Here is a 16,444-nt window from a genome sequence, read left to right as displayed (position 1 = left end):
GAATGGATGGATCAGTTTAAGTCACTTGTAGTGATGCCGTGTGTTTTTGATACTTCAATTAGCACGCGTTGCACTGACGCCGTAGCCCTTCATATCCCTCGATGAGCAGGAGTTTCTATGGAGTTAGTTGAACGAAAAATCCAGTCCCTCGCCGAAAGCGCGCTCACCCATGAAGCTTTGAATAACGCGTTTTACCAACGATGGATGGGAGGCTCACTCTCCCTCGGCGACGTTGAGGTGTTTGCTCGAAACTACCTGACCCGTATCAGGCAGACCTCACACATGGACGCCCTGTCATTTCTGGGTACTTTCGTCCTGCATGCTCAGGTTGATGTTGTCAAAAATCTGTACACCAAGATGCGCGACGACAACCCGGAAAAAACCTTCGCCCTGCTGGAAAGTTATCTGATCGACCTTCTCAGCCGTCTCGCTGATCGGCCTTACAGCATGGTCGAACTCATGGCCCTGCCTGTGCTGGACAGCACCTGCACGTTTAGTCGCGAACAATTGAGTCTTTATACCGACGGTGGCCACAACAACAATCCGCGCCATGTGCTCGGCACGTTGTTGGCTCAAGAGTGGCTGGCCTATTCGATGCTCACCCGCTTGTATGAAGGGGCACGCAACTACAAACATCTGTACGTCAATAACGACGACTTTCATGAGCACTGCGAGTATTTCTACATCCACATCGGGGATGCGGAAAAAGAACACAAGATCCAGGCCGTGAAAGCCGCGACCCAGGAATGCACCACCGACCAGCACATAGAGGAAGTCAGCGCGTCGTTCAACCGTTTCCTGGTCATCACCGAGCAGTACTGGAACGGTATAGCCCATGCCATGCCCAGCGTGCAAAATCGTGTTGCGTCCAGGATGACGTCTTGATGAATACAAGGCCTGGCGTAAAAATCGCTTTAGCGGCGTTTTTTGTCATCCTTTGCTGGGCCTATTCCCCCATTGGAATCCACATCGGGCTGAAGGCTTACGAGCCCGGTCATCTCGCGCTGGTGCGATTTCTCATCGCCTCAACGTTCATGGCCGGGGTCGCATTGGTGATGCGTATTTCCCTGCCTCGCCTTAAGGACCTGCCACTGCTGGCTGTGCTGGGATTCTTTGCCGTCAGCCTGCATCACATAGCCCTCAACTACGGCCAACAAGGCGTTAGCGCCGGAGCCGCCAGCGTACTGGCACAATCCACGCCGCTGTTCAGCACGTTATTGGCGCATTTCGTGTTCAAGGATCGGGTCAACGGCTGGCAATGGATCTGTGTGCTGTGCGGCCTACTCGGTGCCGCTGTGGTAGTCACCGGTGACCGTGGCTTTGGTGAACTGGACGCGCACGGGCTGCTGATCCTGCTGGCGGCGTTGTCCTGGAGTCTGTATTTCGCCTTGCAAAAACACCACTCCCATCGTTATGACGGGCTGACGATGGTGTGTTACACCATTTGGTCGGGCACGGTACTGCTCCTTGTGTATGTCCCGGGCCTGTGGAGCGAAGCGCAAAACGCCTCAACTTCAGTCAACTTGGCGGTGCTCATTCTGGGCATCTTCCCCAGCGCCCTTGCGTACCTCGCCTGGGCATATGTACTGGCGCACAGCAACGTGAGCCGCGCATCCATTTCGCTTTACCTGATACCGCCCACAGCCATGTTGATGGCCTCGTTGGTTCTGAGTGAACGCCCTTCAACCATGGTCATCGTCGGAACGGTCACGGTGCTGACGAGCGTACTCGCCCTCAATCTGGAACCATCGAAAGTTGCGGTTCCCGCCGACAAAGTTTGAATAGAGGTCGTGACCATCTATGAATGACACAGAAAATCCGACTCTGGCCTATGAACACCATGTGCTGATCTGCACCAACTTGCGCCCCGATGGTCGTCGTAGTTGCTCGGGCTCCGGCGCACATGAACTACTCAGCGCAGCAAAACGCAAGCTCGCCAAAATGGGTGAGCCAGGAACATCGCGCGCCAACGCATCGGGCTGCCTGGGCCGCTGCGACCACGGCCCGATCATGGTGATTTACCCAGCTAATCTGTGGTTCTCGTGCAAGACGCCGCAAGAGGTTGAACGCATTCTCAATCAACACCTCTTCCGTCCCGATAAGCAATTGTGTCCCAAGGGGCTTAAGCGGGAATCCACATCATGACTTGGACAGATGAAGAGATGCGCATCGCCCAATGGATGTTGGCCGAATACCGTAAACAAGACTATCTATCGCAAGCCTTTGCCGCGCGGGAGATCCGTCTGATGTTCGGCGAAGTTCACGTGTACCAAAATCGCCACGGCAACTGGGCCGTGAACAAGCCGATCCTCGAAGCCTTCAAAGCACTGACTGCTGAGTACGTGGTATGGAGCCGAAGTTTTCAACTATGGAGGCAAAGAACCGCACAAGATCCAGCAGGCATACGCGTGAGCCGCTGACAAGAAATCCCGATGGATACCATGCTGCGGGATTCATGACCCTGCCACCACCGCCCCCTGCAGGAGTTGCCGAAGGCTGCGATCTTTTGATCTTGATTGCCAGCCATTCCGACGCAACCATGGCCGGGGTTGCGTCGAAAGGGAATCTGGCGAAGGTTCAGTAAGACCTTGAGTTCAATGCCAACCTATTGAGGAGGACGAGCCGAAGCGCTCGTCCTGTGGCGAGCGAGCTTGCTCGCGCCGGGCTGCGCAGCAGCAGCCCCAAATCCTGACGTCACTGAAGATTTTGTGAGCGCTACGCACTCAAGCGGGAGCAAGCTCCCTCGCCACAATGACGAAGGGCGCCTTTCGAGGCGCCCTTTTTTCAAATATAAATCCACGAAAACGGCCTCTCCACACCTCCACTCCAGCAAAGAAATGAAACAAAGGAAAGCGGAGCACCTCATTTCGGAAACGTCCCACAGCGAGACCATAAGTTTCGCGATAGGGTCGATACCCCAGCGACATGTCAGGGTATTCCAAGGATGAAAAACATGAATAGAAAAGCGGTGATCGTTTTTAGTGGTGGCCAAGATTCAACAACCTGCTTGATCCACGCATTGCAAACTTATGATGAAATACACTGCATTACGTTCGATTATGGACAGCGCCATCGCGCGGAAATTGAAGTGGCGCAACAGCTTTCGGCAAAGCTTGGCGTGACAGTTCACAAGGTTTTCGACATTTCATTATTAAATGAGTTAGCGATCAGCAGCCTTACCCGCGACAACATCCCAGTACCAATTTCTGTCAGCTCAGGGGAGAGCCTGCCAAACACTTTCGTACCTGGCCGGAATATTCTGTTTTTAACGCTTGCTTCTATTTATGCCTATCAAGTGGGTGCCGAGGCTGTAATCACAGGCGTTTGTGAAACCGACTTTTCAGGCTATCCGGATTGCAGGGATGAATTCATCAAGGCTATGAATAAAGCCGTTGAATTGGGGATGGACTATAAATTACGAATTGAAACCCCACTTATGTGGTTAAACAAGGCAGAAACCTGGGCGCTGGCCGATCACTACAAACAGCTAGACTTAATTCGCCAGCATACTCTGTCGTGTTACAACGGTATAAAGGGAAGTGGTTGCACCCAATGTGATGCGTGCAACCTTCGTGCAAAGGGATTAGATGAATTCATGAAAAACAAAATAGAAACGATGACCAGTCTAAAAGCAAAAATCTAAAGAAGAAGTACGCTACAAGGGGAGCTATTAGCTCCCCTTCATTTTCCGTATGCCGTCGAAACCGCAGCTACATATTTTTTAAATAAGTGCCTTGCCCCATAGGCAGGCAAAATATTAAAAACAGCAAAGCACATCTTTATAGCTATCTGAACGTAGATTATATTGAGTAGATCACTGCTATGCATGGTTCCATAAAACGCAATAAAGCAAAAAATAAAGCTATCTATTATCACTGCAAAAAATGAACTTAAAAACACACGAAAAAATAGAAACCTTGAATTCGTGAGCTCTTTTATCTTGCACAACAAATAAGAATTGACATATTCAGAAATAAGAAAAGAAATGGATGACGCCACCAACACAGATGAGAAGTAACTAATAACTTCGCCATAGGGTATATCTAATTTCCAACCAGGCAGTCCAGGGAGATGACTAGTTCCAGCTAGCAACACAACAATAAAAGCATTACTTGCAAAAGCAAACAATATAGCCTTCCTTGCAAGTCTAAACCCATAAAACTCGTTCAACAAATCCACGATTAGAAACGTCAATGGATAAAGAAATACCCCTGGAGTGACAACAACATCAAATCGCTCAAAATAAACAAGCTTTGCCGCAGCTACATTCGCAAAAATGTAAAGAGTAAAAAGCAACAGATTTAGCGCCACATATATAATCCACGACCTTTCATGGCGATCAGTTATTTCGTACGCGGTCAATGCACTCCCTCGAGAATAATATTTCCTGTATATGTCTTTTATCTCCGCCTTATTTAAATTATCCAATATTTCACTTTTTAACACCTCACCCAGCTTTACCTTTACAACCTTTCCAGTGGAGATAACCATAATTACAGCAAGGCTTTTGTCATTTTCAAACCCCAACAATTTGTACTTGCTATTTTCAACCCCACTATTACCCATTGAATCTTTCCTCTATTACTTCTCCCACAATGCAAACGACATCAGAATCAAGACAACGCTCATTAGATAAAAATAGTTTTTTTGTGGCTTTGTCGTATATCAATTTTTCTCTATCACTATTCGACAGCCCTTTTTTTACTATCAACAAGTCACCTGGCTCATTGGCGCCGCTAATTTCGCCTTCCAAAAGCACACCTATTAAATTGCAAGCCGCTCCAAAATAGTATGTTAGAGGGCAAATTGTAGCCAGCTCGCCAATTCTTTTATCCAGACTCTGAATAAGCAAACTCTCTTTTATTATAGGAACTGCAGCAGGATTCATATTTCCGCGCAAGGAAACACTACTTTCTATGATTTCCCTTTCTTCAAAATCCACATTTTCTATCTCCTTATAAGAGACACCAAAAAAATCAGAAATCTTGCGAATTGTAGACTGCTGAACATTTACCACTTTCCCTTCAAGAATGTTATATATCGTAGTCCGGGTCAAACCACTGGAATTACACAAAGACAGCTGCGTCTCTCCGCGGCTTTTTATTAGATACCTAATATTATTTTTCAATTTTTCCGCTTTTTCTTTTTTATGCATTAGTATTTACCCTTATTTACACCTGCAAAAAAACTGCACACCGCTGAACAATACGATGGTACTTCTTTGTGAGGGAGCATCCTACACAGCTAGGTTTTGAACAAAACACAATATCGAAAACATTCAAAAATAACCGTTAAATAATGTTTCCTCGTCGGAATTTTCGACTGACAATTAGGTATATTCCTACAGCATTTTCTTACATTGCTCAGAGCCCCAGGTAGATTCACACACCACCTAGCCTGAGCAACCAACACTGCCTGCTCTTAGTACTGCATTACAAAAAAAATGCTACAGCCTCACCACAAATTAATCATTTAATTAGGCAAATGTTAATTTATTTGATTAAGTAAATAAATATTTCAACTATTAACTTTACCAACTCACTAATCTGGGTACAGTGAAAACCAAATCCCATCTAACAACATGGGATTGACGCTTCTTTTAAAATTTCAGGGGATTCCATAATGAAAAAAGACGATCCTAATTCTCCGCAATCACCAGACCTTCCAACCGACAACACCGTCGATTTACCCAAGCTCTCCCAAATCACCGAACGCCGCGTCAGCGCCCGTCTGCGCAATCCGGGCCAACCCGACCCTGTCAGTCACCTCTTCACCATCGTCCCGAAGGCCGACACGGAATCTTTGCTCTGTCACGCCTGCGAAACCCTTGCCTCGCTGAATGTCATGACCACCGATCTCGCCGGCGAACTGGAAAGCTCACGCCGCAATGTGGCACTGGCCATTCAGCAGTTGGCCGTACTGGCCGAGCTATTGGTAAATCGAGCACTAGACAACCTGGACCTGCCCGGTGGGTTGCCTGAGGCTCCGTCAAACAGCCCACGCTGAGTAGTCCCGTTCTGTTATCAAATGGAGGTTTTTTGTCATGGATCGATACATGCCTATCACCGGCATCGACTGCACCATCGCATCGTTGGTGATCGACACCGAAGCACCACTGGACGTGTTGCACGAAACCGCGGCCTACCGCATTCGTACCGCGACCCAACTGCTGGAAAATTTCGCGTTTGGCGAGGGCGTTCACAGTGAGTTGGCGCGGGTGTTGGTGACCTCATTGCGCGATGGTTGCGATTTGATGGATGTCATCGGGCGACGATTGCAGGTGCAGGTCTCGGTCTAGTGCCTGGTAAAGAAAAACGGGTGACCTCACTGGGGTCGCCCGTTATTACGGCTTCAGAGGTTCAACCTTACGCGTAAGCAACTCCACAAACGCCTTGGCCATCGGTGACTTCTGATCCTTGCGCTGCACCAGCCACACAGCCGACACAGCTTCCGGATCCAGCAACGGGCGGTAGACCACGCCATCAATACGCATCCGCTGATACGACGCCGGCAACACCGACACTCCCAAACCTGCCGCCACCAGCCCGATGATGGTCATCGCCTCGCCAGCCTCTTGCGCGAAGTGCGGGCTGAAACCGGCATCCCGTGCCAGGCTGAGCAGCTGTGCGTACAAACCACTGCCATAGCTGCGCGGGAAAAATACGAATGGTTCGAGGGCTAGCGCCGAGAGGAATAAACCTTCTTCGCTGCCATTCACCAGCGGATGCTTGGAGCTGAGCACCGCCACCAGTGGCTCACGCATCAATTCCACTACGCTGAGCGAGTCCGGCAGCCCAAGCGGCCGCATGATGCCGACTTCGATTGATTCGTCCACCAATGCATCGGCCACTTGGGTGCTGCTCATTTCCCGCAGGTTCAGGTGCACCGCCGGGAAGCGCTGGCGAAACGAAAAGATCGCTTGGGGAATGGTCGAGTTGAACGGTGCCGACGAGGTGAAGCCGATCTTGAGTTCACCCAACTCGCCGAGTTGTGCCCGCCGTGCAACATCGGCCGCTTTGTCGACCTGAGCCAGCACCAACCGCGCCTCTTCCAGAAACAACCGCCCCGCCTCACTGAGTTCGACCCGACGATTGGTGCGCTCGAAAAGCCGCGCGCCGACCTCCTGCTCCAGCGCCTGAATCTGCTGGCTCAGCGGCGGTTGCGAGATGCCCAGCAGCTGAGCAGCGCGGCCGAAATGCAGTTCTTCAGCGACGGCAATGAAGTAGCGCAGGTGGCGCAATTCCATGAAAACTCCATTAGGTCGTTAAACCTATCAAACAGGTCGAACAATATATTGGATTGAATCATTAGCCAGCTATATGATTTTTTCATTGCCTGACCGGCTGCGCCCCTCCGAGGTCCGAAGTGAAAACTGCTGTCGCCCCACTCGCCCATGAAATTCCGCCCACTGCGCTGGATGATGTCGTCGCCGAGCGAAGCGAGATCTACATCGAAAAAGGCACGCCGATGTTCATGCGCACGGTGCTGGCGCTGTTCTCGGGCGGTTTTGCGACCTTCGCCCTGCTGTATTGCGTGCAGCCGATGATGCCGCTGCTATCCCACGAGTTTTCCATCAACGCAGCCCAGAGCAGCCTGATCCTGTCGGTCGCCACCGGCATGCTCGCCATCGGCTTGCTGATCACCGGCCCCATCTCTGATCGCATCGGGCGTAAACCGGTGATGGTCGCCGCGCTGTTCGCCGCCGCTCTCTGCACCATGGCCAGCGCGATGATCCCGAGCTGGCAAGGCGTGCTGGTGATGCGGGCGCTGGTGGGGTTGTCGTTGAGCGGTCTGGCGGCGGTGGCGATGACTTACCTGAGCGAAGAGATCCACCCGCAGCACCTTGGCCTGGCCATGGGCTTGTACATCGGTGGCAACGCTATTGGCGGCATGTGTGGGCGGTTGATCGTCGGGGTATTGATCGACTTCGTCAGCTGGCACACGGCGATGCTGGTCATCGGTGGCCTGGCGCTGATTGCCGCAGCGGTGTTCTGGAAAATCCTCCCGGAATCGCGCAACTTCCGCGCTCGCTCACTGCATCCGCGCAGCTTGCTGGACGGCTTCACCATGCACTTTCGCGACGCCGGCCTGCCGCTGTTGTTTGTTGAAGCTTTTGTGCTGATGGGCGCGTTCGTCACGCTGTTCAACTACATCGGTTATCGCCTGCTGGCCGAGCCGTACCACATGGACCAGGCCTTCGTCGGGTTGCTCTCGGTGGTGTACCTGTCGGGCATCTACAGCTCGGCGAAAATCGGTGCCCTGGCCGACCAGCTCGGCCGGCGCAAAGTGCTCTGGGCAACCATCGTGCTGATGATCGCTGGCCTCGCCATGACCATGCTCACGCCGTTGCCGGTGGTGATCATCGGCATGCTGATCTTCACCTTTGGCTTCTTCGGGGCGCATTCGGTGGCCAGTAGCTGGATTGGTCGTCGTGCGATCAAGGCTAGAGGACAGGCGTCGTCGCTGTACCTGTTCAGCTATTACGCCGGGTCGAGTATCGCGGGTACAGCGGGCGGCGTGGCCTGGCACTTGGGTGGCTGGAACGGGATTGGGTTGTTTATTGGCGGGTTGTTGGTGATTGCGCTGTGGGTGGCATTGAAGCTGGCGAAGTTGCCGCCGTTGGAAAATGTGAAAGCCTGACGCACAACCCTGTGGGAGCGGGCTTGCCCGCGATAGCGATGGTCGGTCCAGCACAGGTGCTGTATGAAATGACGCCATCGCGGGCAAGCCCGCTCCCACAATGAATTGCATCCACTTCTCATTTTCTGAACCACAAACAAAAACGCCCGGCATAAGCCGGGCGTTTTTTATTGGGCCACGATCACTCGTGATACTGCGCCGACAGTTCATGCACCGCGCGCAGGAAGGCGCCAGCATGTTCTGGGTCAACTTCCGGGGTGATGCCATGACCGAGGTTGAACACGTGGCCGCTGCCCTTGCCGTAGCTGGCGAGGATGCGGCCGACTTCGGCGCGGATGGCTTCAGGTTTCGCGTAGAGCACGGTCGGGTCCATGTTGCCTTGCAGGGCGACTTTGTTGCCGACGCGCTGGCGGGCTTCGCCGATGTCGCAGGTCCAGTCCAGACCCAGCGCATCCGCGCCAGCGTCAGCGATGCTTTCCAGCCACAGGCCGCCGTTCTTGGTGAACAGGATGACCGGCACTTTGCGGCCTTCGTGCTCGCGGATCAGGCCGCTGACGATTTTGCGCATGTAGGCCAGGGAGAATTCCTGGTAGGCCGCTGCGGAGAGGTTGCCGCCCCAAGTGTCGAAGATCTGCACCGCTTGCGCGCCGGCCATGATCTGGCCGTTGAGGTACGAAGTGACCGACTGTGCGAGCTTGTCCAGCAGCAGGTGCATGGCTTGCGGGTTGTCGTAGAGCATGGCTTTGGTCTTGCGGAAGTCTTTCGACGAGCCGCCTTCGACCATGTAGGTGGCCAGGGTCCACGGGCTGCCCGAGAAGCCGATCAGCGGCACGCGGCCGTTCAGTTCGCGACGGATGGTGCTGACCGCATCCATGACGTAGCCGAGGTCTTTGTGCGGATCAGGAATCGGCAGGGCTTCGATGTCGGCCAGAGTGCTGATGACTTTCTTGAAGCGCGGACCTTCACCGGTCTCGAAGTACAGGCCTTGGCCCATGGCATCGGGGATGGTCAGGATGTCGGAGAACAGGATCGCCGCGTCCAGTTGCGGATAGCGGTCGAGCGGCTGCATCGTGACTTCGCAAGCGAACGCCGGGTTCATGCACAGGCTCATGAAATCACCTGCCTTGGCACGGCTGGCGCGGTATTCAGGCAGGTAGCGACCGGCCTGACGCATCATCCACACAGGGGTGACGTCTACGGGTTGCTTGAGCAGGGCGCGAAGGAAACGGTCGTTCTTCAGGGCAGTCATGTCGGCATCCGGAAAAAAAGTGCGGGCATTTTCTCAGAGCCGGGCGCAAAAGGCACGGCAAGAGCCGCTCCTTTTGTCTATCGGGTCAATTTGTCGCGGTGGAGTGCGGTTTTGGCAACACCAAAAAACACTGTGGGAGCTGGCTTGCCTGCGATGCGGACACCTCGGTCGTTCAGTTAGACCGAGGCGATGCTATCGCTGGCAAGCCAGCTCCCACAGGAGTTGCATTCCAATGTTGGAATACGGTTAAACGCCCAGGTAATCCAGGATCCCTTCAGCCGCATTGCGGCCTTCGAAGATCGCCGTTACCACCAGGTCGGAACCGCGCACCATGTCGCCACCGGCGAAGATTTTCGGGTTGCTGGTCTGGTGTTTGTACTGGCCTTGTTCCGGTGCCACGACGCGGCCTTGGCTGTCGGTCTGAATGCTGAACTGCTCGAACCACGACGCCGGGCTTGGACGGAAGCCGAAGGCGATGACCACGGCGTCAGCCGGAATGATCTCTTCGGAACCCGGAATCGGCTCGGGGCTGCGACGGCCACGGGCGTCCGGCTCGCCGAGACGGGTCTCGACCACTTTCACGCCTTCGACACGGTCTTCACCGACGATCGCAATCGGCTGGCGGTTGTAGAGGAATTTCACGCCTTCTTCCTTGGCGTTCTTCACCTCTTTACGCGAGCCCGGCATGTTCGCTTCGTCACGACGATACGCACAGGTCACCGCTTTGGCGCCCTGGCGGATCGAAGTACGGTTGCAGTCCATCGCCGTGTCGCCGCCACCCAGTACCACGACCTTCTTGCCTTTCATGTCGACGAAATCTTCCGGCGACTTTTCAAAGCCCAGGTTGCGGTTGACGTTGGCGATCAGGAAGTCCAGCGCGTCATGCACACCCGGCAGATCCTCACCGGCAAAGCCGCCCTTCATGTAGGTGTAGGTGCCCATGCCCATGAACACGGCATCGTATTCTTCGAGCAGTTGCTCGATGGTCACGTCCTTGCCCACTTCGGTATTCAGGCGGAACTCGATGCCCATGCCGGTGAAGACTTCGCGGCGATTGCTCAGCACGGTCTTTTCCAGTTTGAACTCGGGGATGCCGAAGGTCAGCAGACCGCCGATTTCCGGGTTCTTGTCGAACACCACCGGGGTCACGCCGCCACGTACCAGCACGTCGGCACAGCCCAGGCCCGCAGGGCCCGCGCCGATCACCGCAACACGCTTGCCGGTCGGTTTGACCTTGGACATGTCCGGGCGCCAGCCCATGGCGAACGCGGTATCGGTGATGTACTTCTCGACCGAGCCAATGGTCACCGCACCAAAACCGTCGTTGAGGGTGCAGGCACCCTCACACAGACGATCCTGAGGACACACCCGGCCACAGACTTCCGGCAGGGTGTTGGTCTGGTGCGACAGCTCGGCGGCCTGCAGGATGTTGCCCTCGGCCACCAGTTTCAGCCAGTTGGGAATGAAGTTGTGCACCGGGCACTTCCATTCGCAATACGGGTTACCGCAACCCAGGCAGCGGTGGGCCTGGTCGGCCGACTGCTGGGGTTTGAACGGTTCGTAGATTTCCACGAACTCTTTCTTGCGTTGACGCAACAGTTTCTTCTTCGGATCTTTGCGCCCGACATCGATGAACTGGAAGTCGTTATTCAGACGTTCAGCCATTGTTAAAACCTCTCAACAGCAGCTCGAAGCTGAAAGCTTCAAGCTGCAAGACAATCACGGTGGCAGGCACATCGCGCACTGCTGTTAACTGGCGGCTTAAAGCTTGCCGCTTGCAGCTGCGTCGTTACTGCGGACTGGCACGAGTACTGGAGAGCAACGTTTTCAGGCTCGCCGCCTTAGGTTTGACGAGCCAGAAACGACGCAGATAGTCATCGAGGTTTTCAGCGAGGTTACGACCCCACTCGCTGTCGGTTTCCTCGACGTATTCGTTCAGCACGCGTTGCAAGTGGCTGCGATAGGCTTCCATCGCCTCACCGCTGATCCGCTGGATTTCCACCAGTTCGTGGTTGACCCGGTCAACGAAGGTGTTGTCCTGGTCGAGCACGTAGGCGAAACCGCCGGTCATGCCTGAGCCGAAGTTGTAGCCAGTCTTGCCCAATACGCAGACAAAACCACCGGTCATGTACTCGCAGCAGTGATCGCCAGTGCCTTCCACAACAGTGTGAGCACCGGAGTTACGCACCGCGAAACGCTCGCCCGCGGTACCGGCGGCGAACAGCTTGCCCCCGGTGGCGCCATACAGGCAGGTGTTGCCGATAATGGCGCTGTCCTGAGTCTTGTAGATACTGCCCTTCGGCGGAACGATGACCAGCTTGCCGCCGGTCATGCCCTTGCCGACGTAGTCGTTGGCGTCGCCTTCCAGGTACATGTTCAGGCCGCCGGCGTTCCACACACCGAAGCTCTGACCCGCCGTGCCTTTGAAGCGGAAGGTGATCGGCGCGTTGGCCATGCCCTGGTTGCCGTGCTTGCGAGCAATTTCACCGGAGATCCGCGCGCCGATGGAGCGGTCGCAGTTGCAGATATCCAGGGCGAAATCAGCGCCGCTCATGTCGTTGATGGCCGAGGTGGCGAGGTCGACCATTTTCTCGGCCAGCAGGCCTTTGTCGAACGGCGGGTTGCGGTCGACCTGGCAGAACTGAGGTTTGTCTGCCGGGATGTGATCGCTGCCCAGCAACGGGGTCAGGTCCAGGTGGTTTTGCTTGGCGGTCTGGCCTTCGAGGATTTCCAGCAGATCGGTACGGCCGATCAGCTCTTCGAGGGAGCGCACGCCCAGCTTGGCCAGCCACTCACGGGTTTCTTCGGCGACGTAGGTGAAGAAATTCACCACCATGTCGACGGTACCGATGTAGTGATCCTTGCGCAGCTTCTCGTTCTGAGTCGCGACGCCGGTGGCGCAGTTGTTCAGGTGGCAGATGCGCAGGTATTTGCAGCCCAGGGCGATCATTGGCGCGGTGCCGAAGCCGAAGCTTTCAGCGCCGAGAATCGCCGCCTTGATCACGTCGAGGCCGGTTTTCAGGCCACCGTCGGTCTGCACCCGGACTTTGCCGCGCAGGTCGTTGCCACGCAGGGTCTGGTGGGTTTCGGCCAGGCCGAGTTCCCACGGAGCGCCCGCGTATTTGATCGAGGTCAGCGGCGATGCACCGGTGCCACCGTCGTAGCCGGAGATGGTGATCAAGTCCGCGTAGGCCTTGGCGACACCGGCAGCGATGGTGCCGACGCCGGCTTCTGCAACCAGCTTCACCGAGACCAGCGCCTTCGGGTTGACTTGTTTCAGGTCGAAAATCAGCTGCGACAAGTCTTCGATCGAGTAGATGTCGTGGTGCGGTGGAGGCGAAATCAGGGTCACGCCTGGCACTGCATAACGCAGCTTGGCGATCAGGCCGTTGACCTTGCCGCCTGGCAGTTGACCGCCCTCGCCTGGCTTGGCGCCCTGGGCGACCTTGATCTGCAGCACTTCAGCGTTGACCAGGTATTCCGGGGTTACACCGAAACGACCGGTGGCGACCTGCTTGATTTTCGAGCTCTTGATGGTGCCGTAGCGCGCCGGGTCTTCGCCGCCTTCGCCGGAGTTGGAACGCGCACCAAGGCGGTTCATGGCTTCGGCCAGGGCTTCGTGAGCTTCCGGCGACAGCGCGCCGAGGGAGATGCCCGCAGAGTCAAAGCGCTTGAGCACCGATTCCAGCGGTTCGATCTCGCTGATATCCAGCGGCGTATCCAGGGTCTTGACCTTGAACAGATCGCGGATCATCGACACCGGACGGTTGTCCACCAGCGCAGTGTATTCCTTGAACTTGCTGTAGTCGCCCTGCTGCACAGCCGCTTGCAGGGTGCTGACCACGTCCGGGTTGTAGGCGTGATATTCGCCACCGTGGACGAACTTCAGCAGGCCACCTTGCTGGATCGGCTTGCGCGGGCTCCAGGCTTCAGCCGCGAGGGCTTTCTGCTCGGCTTCGATGTCGACGAAACGCGCACCCTTGATGCGGCTTGGCACGCCACGGAAGCTCAGGTCGCAGACTTCCTCGGACAGGCCGATCGCCTCGAACAGTTGCGCACCGCGGTACGAGGCGATGGTGGAGATGCCCATCTTCGACAGGATCTTCAGCAGGCCTTTGGTGATGCCTTTACGGTAGTTTTTGAACACCTCATAGAGGTCGCCCAGCACTTCACCGGTGCGGATCAGGTCGCCCAGCACTTCGTAAGCCAGGAACGGATAGACCGCCGAAGCGCCGAAACCGATCAGCACCGCGAAGTGATGCGGGTCGCGAGCAGTCGCTGTCTCTACCAGGATGTTGGAGTCGCAACGCAGGCCTTTTTCGGTCAGGCGGTGGTGTACCGCACCGGTCGCCAGCGAAGCGTGGATCGGCAACTTGCCCGGGGCGATGTGACGGTCACTCAGCACGATCTGGGTGCGACCGGCGCGAACGGCTTCTTCAGCCTGATCGGCAACATTGCGCACTGCGGCTTCGAGGCCGACGCTCTCGTCGTAGTTGAGGTCGATGATCTGGCGTTCGAAGCCCGGACGATCGAGGTTCATCAGCGAGCGCCACTTGGCCGGGGAAATGACCGGCGAGCTGAGGATCACGCGCGAGGCGTGTTCCGGCGACTCCTGGAAAATATTGCGCTCGGCACCGAGGCAGATTTCCAGCGACATGACGATGGCTTCACGCAGCGGGTCGATCGGCGGGTTGGTCACCTGCGCGAACTGCTGACGGAAATAGTCGTACGGCGTGCGCACGCGCTGGGACAGCACGGCCATCGGCGTATCGTCGCCCATCGAGCCGACGGCTTCGTAGCCTTGTTCGCCGAGCGGACGCAGCACCTGGTCGCGCTCTTCGAACGTGACCTGATACATCTTCATGTATTGCTTGAGCTGATCGACGTCGTAGAACGCCGAACCATGGTCGTTGTCTTCCATGGTCGCCTGGATGCGCAGGGCATTCTTGCGCAGCCATTGCTTGTACGGATGACGGGACTTCAAACGGTTGTCGATGGCGTCGGTGTCGAGGATCTGACCGGTTTCGGTGTCCACGGCAAAGATCTGGCCAGGGCCAACGCGGCCCTTGGCGATCACGTCTTCAGGCTGGTAGTTCCAGACACCGATTTCCGAGGCCAGGGTAATGAAGCCGTTCTTGGTGGTGACCCAACGCGCAGGACGCAGACCGTTACGGTCGAGCAGGCACACCGCGTAACGACCATCGGTCATTACCACGCCGGCCGGGCCGTCCCACGGTTCCATGTGCATCGAGTTGTATTCGTAGAACGCGCGCAGATCCGGGTCCATGGTTTCGACGTTCTGCCACGCAGGCGGAATGATCATCCGTACGCCACGGAACAGGTCGATACCACCGGTGACCATCAACTCGAGCATGTTGTCCATGCTGGAGGAGTCGGAACCTACGCGGTTCACCAGCGGGCCGAGCTCTTCCAGATCCATCAGATCGTTGGTGAACTTGGTGCGACGGGCCTGAGCCCAGTTGCGGTTGCCAGTGATGGTGTTGATCTCGCCGTTGTGGGCGAGGAAGCGGAATGGCTGAGCCAGCGGCCATTTCGGCAAGGTGTTGGTGGAGAAGCGCTGGTGGAACACGCAGATTGCGGTTTGCAGGCGCTGGTCGCTCAGGTCTGGATAGAAGGCGGTCAGGTCCGCCGGCATCATCAGGCCTTTATAAATGATGGTCTTGTGGGAAAAGCTGCAGATGTAGTGATCGACGTCGGCGGCGTTGGCCACGGACGAACGACGACGGGCGCTGAACAGCTTGATCGCCATGTCCTGATCGCTCAGGCCTTCACCACCGATGAACACTTGTTCGATCTGCGGCAGGCGCTCGAGAGCCAGGCGGCCGAGGACGCTGGTGTCGATCGGCACTTTGCGCCAGCCGACCAGTTGCAGGCCTTCGGCCAGGATCTCGCGGTTCATGTTCTCGCGAGCGGCTTCAGCTTTCGCCGGGTCCTGGTTGAAGAAGACCATGCCCACCGCATATTGCTTGGGCAGTTCGACGCCGAAGGTTTCCTGGGCGATGGCACGCAGGAATACATCCGGCTTTTGAATCAGCAGACCGCAACCGTCACCGGTCTTGCCGTCGGCGTTGATCCCACCGCGGTGGGTCATGCAGGTCAGGGCCTCAATGGCCGTTTGCAAAAGGGTATGACTGGGCTCGCCCTGCATATGGGCTATCAGGCCGAAACCGCAGTTATCCTTGAATTCATCTGGTTGGTACAGACCTGCTTTCATAGACACTTTCTCACCAGGCTGCCTCTTATCGAGGCAAATTTCTTTTCAATTCAGCCAGTTACCATCCACGCCGAACGTGCGCCAGCTTTGCGGGGGCAAAAGGGAGGTCATTGTACACACCGACACAGAGGCTCACAAATTTGACGACGAAATGTCGCAAATCTATGTCGCATTTGTGAAAGGTTTAAAGCGATATGCTGTGCTAGTCAAAACTTTTTTTAATTTTGACCGCAACGACTCAAAGACCACTGTGACGCAGACACCACAAGGCACGCGGCCTGGAGAGGCGGCATGCACTTGCAGAAATTTTGAGGTGCTTG

14 protein-coding genes are annotated in these 16,444 nt (G+C 55.7%); 8 read left to right on the top strand and 6 right to left on the bottom strand.

Annotated elements, in window-relative coordinates; translation table 11 throughout:
- Positions 1–117 precede the first annotated feature (117 nt).
- The 5 genes from AC1RQB_RS06725 (at position 118) to queC (ending at position 3,643) form a co-directional block, all read left to right on the top strand.
- Positions 118–885: a hypothetical protein gene (locus tag AC1RQB_RS06725; RefSeq protein ID WP_063341809.1), complete on the top strand. Its 768-nt coding sequence runs from the start codon at positions 118–120 to the stop codon at positions 883–885.
- Complete coding sequence (locus tag AC1RQB_RS06720; protein WP_063341810.1) at positions 885–1,781, top strand: DMT family transporter; 897 nt, start codon at positions 885–887, stop codon at positions 1,779–1,781. The genes AC1RQB_RS06725 and AC1RQB_RS06720 overlap by 1 nt, the downstream gene beginning before the upstream one ends.
- A gap of 19 nt (positions 1,782–1,800) precedes the next feature.
- On the top strand, positions 1,801–2,145 hold the full coding sequence (locus AC1RQB_RS06715) for a (2Fe-2S) ferredoxin domain-containing protein (protein WP_008067633.1): 345 nt from the start codon (positions 1,801–1,803) through the stop codon (positions 2,143–2,145).
- A complete protein-coding gene (locus tag AC1RQB_RS06710; protein ID WP_008067635.1) occupies positions 2,142–2,420 on the top strand; it encodes a DUF6953 family protein in 279 nt (92 codons plus the stop codon). Before AC1RQB_RS06715 ends, AC1RQB_RS06710 begins: the two co-directional genes overlap by 4 nt.
- A 533-nt stretch (positions 2,421–2,953) precedes the next feature.
- Entirely contained in the window at positions 2,954–3,643 is a 690-nt protein-coding gene (gene queC, locus AC1RQB_RS06705) for a 7-cyano-7-deazaguanine synthase QueC (RefSeq protein ID WP_063341811.1), read from the top strand.
- A 38-nt stretch (positions 3,644–3,681) separates the two neighbouring features.
- Here queC and AC1RQB_RS06700 read toward each other — a convergent pair whose 3' ends face one another.
- Both AC1RQB_RS06700 and AC1RQB_RS06695 read right to left on the bottom strand, forming a co-directional pair.
- Positions 3,682–4,566, bottom strand: a complete 885-nt coding sequence (locus AC1RQB_RS06700) for a queuosine precursor transporter (RefSeq protein WP_063341812.1) — start codon at positions 4,564–4,566, stop codon at positions 3,682–3,684.
- Positions 4,559–5,155 (bottom strand): helix-turn-helix transcriptional regulator, encoded by a 597-nt coding sequence (locus AC1RQB_RS06695; protein ID WP_063341813.1) that lies wholly within the window; start codon positions 5,153–5,155, stop codon positions 4,559–4,561. Before AC1RQB_RS06695 ends, AC1RQB_RS06700 begins: the two co-directional genes overlap by 8 nt.
- A 467-nt stretch (positions 5,156–5,622) precedes the next feature.
- Here AC1RQB_RS06695 and AC1RQB_RS06690 point away from each other — a divergent pair, with 467 nt between their 5' ends.
- Together AC1RQB_RS06690 and AC1RQB_RS06685 are read left to right on the top strand one after the other, a co-directional pair.
- On the top strand, positions 5,623–6,006 hold the full coding sequence (locus tag AC1RQB_RS06690) for a DUF6124 family protein (RefSeq protein WP_063341814.1): 384 nt from the start codon (positions 5,623–5,625) through the stop codon (positions 6,004–6,006).
- Between the two features lie 37 nt (positions 6,007–6,043).
- A complete protein-coding gene (locus AC1RQB_RS06685) occupies positions 6,044–6,298 on the top strand; it encodes a hypothetical protein (protein ID WP_063341815.1) in 255 nt (84 codons plus the stop codon).
- Between the two features lie 45 nt (positions 6,299–6,343).
- Here AC1RQB_RS06685 and AC1RQB_RS06680 read toward each other — a convergent pair whose 3' ends face one another.
- Positions 6,344–7,246: a LysR family transcriptional regulator gene (locus AC1RQB_RS06680; RefSeq protein WP_008067637.1), complete on the bottom strand. Its 903-nt coding sequence runs from the start codon at positions 7,244–7,246 to the stop codon at positions 6,344–6,346.
- Between the two features lie 152 nt (positions 7,247–7,398).
- Between AC1RQB_RS06680 and AC1RQB_RS06675 the strand changes: the two genes are divergently transcribed.
- Positions 7,399–8,640, top strand: a complete 1,242-nt coding sequence (locus AC1RQB_RS06675; protein WP_404943055.1) for an MFS transporter — start codon at positions 7,399–7,401, stop codon at positions 8,638–8,640.
- A gap of 181 nt (positions 8,641–8,821) precedes the next feature.
- Here the strand turns inward: AC1RQB_RS06675 and hemE are convergent, their stop codons facing one another.
- The 3 genes from hemE to gltB all read right to left on the bottom strand — a co-directional run bounded on the left by hemE (position 8,822) and on the right by gltB (position 16,124).
- Positions 8,822–9,889 (bottom strand): uroporphyrinogen decarboxylase, encoded by a 1,068-nt coding sequence (gene hemE, locus AC1RQB_RS06670; protein ID WP_008067641.1) that lies wholly within the window; start codon positions 9,887–9,889, stop codon positions 8,822–8,824.
- A gap of 246 nt (positions 9,890–10,135) precedes the next feature.
- Entirely contained in the window at positions 10,136–11,554 is a 1,419-nt protein-coding gene (locus tag AC1RQB_RS06665; protein ID WP_063341817.1) for an FAD-dependent oxidoreductase, read from the bottom strand.
- 124 nt (positions 11,555–11,678) lie between these two features.
- Positions 11,679–16,124, bottom strand: coding sequence for a glutamate synthase large subunit (gene gltB, locus AC1RQB_RS06660; protein WP_063341818.1), 4,446 nt, complete (start codon positions 16,122–16,124; stop codon positions 11,679–11,681).
- Between the last annotated feature and the right edge of the window lie 320 nt (positions 16,125–16,444).

The sequence above is a fragment of the Pseudomonas sp. GW822-FHT02E03 genome (genome assembly GCF_058802325.1).
This window is presented reverse-complemented; position numbering and strand designations above follow the sequence as displayed.

Excerpts from the sequence above, each read along its gene's own strand:
- AC1RQB_RS06700 (WP_063341812.1), bottom strand. The coding sequence starts at position 4,566 with ATGGGTAATAGTGGGGTTGAAAATAGCAAGTACAAATTGTTGGGGTTT.
- AC1RQB_RS06665 (WP_063341817.1), bottom strand. The coding sequence starts at position 11,554 with ATGGCTGAACGTCTGAATAACGACTTCCAGTTCATCGATGTCGGGCGC.
- AC1RQB_RS06710 (WP_008067635.1), top strand. The coding sequence starts at position 2,142 with ATGACTTGGACAGATGAAGAGATGCGCATCGCCCAATGGATGTTGGCC.
- AC1RQB_RS06695 (WP_063341813.1), bottom strand. The coding sequence starts at position 5,155 with ATGCATAAAAAAGAAAAAGCGGAAAAATTGAAAAATAATATTAGGTAT.
- AC1RQB_RS06725 (WP_063341809.1), top strand. The coding sequence starts at position 118 with ATGGAGTTAGTTGAACGAAAAATCCAGTCCCTCGCCGAAAGCGCGCTC.
- queC (WP_063341811.1), top strand. The coding sequence starts at position 2,954 with ATGAATAGAAAAGCGGTGATCGTTTTTAGTGGTGGCCAAGATTCAACA.
- AC1RQB_RS06680 (WP_008067637.1), bottom strand. The coding sequence starts at position 7,246 with ATGGAATTGCGCCACCTGCGCTACTTCATTGCCGTCGCTGAAGAACTG.
- AC1RQB_RS06720 (WP_063341810.1), top strand. The coding sequence starts at position 885 with ATGAATACAAGGCCTGGCGTAAAAATCGCTTTAGCGGCGTTTTTTGTC.
- hemE (WP_008067641.1), bottom strand. The coding sequence starts at position 9,889 with ATGACTGCCCTGAAGAACGACCGTTTCCTTCGCGCCCTGCTCAAGCAA.
- gltB (WP_063341818.1), bottom strand. The coding sequence starts at position 16,124 with ATGAAAGCAGGTCTGTACCAACCAGATGAATTCAAGGATAACTGCGGT.
- AC1RQB_RS06690 (WP_063341814.1), top strand. The coding sequence starts at position 5,623 with ATGAAAAAAGACGATCCTAATTCTCCGCAATCACCAGACCTTCCAACC.
- AC1RQB_RS06715 (WP_008067633.1), top strand. The coding sequence starts at position 1,801 with ATGAATGACACAGAAAATCCGACTCTGGCCTATGAACACCATGTGCTG.
- AC1RQB_RS06685 (WP_063341815.1), top strand. The coding sequence starts at position 6,044 with ATGGATCGATACATGCCTATCACCGGCATCGACTGCACCATCGCATCG.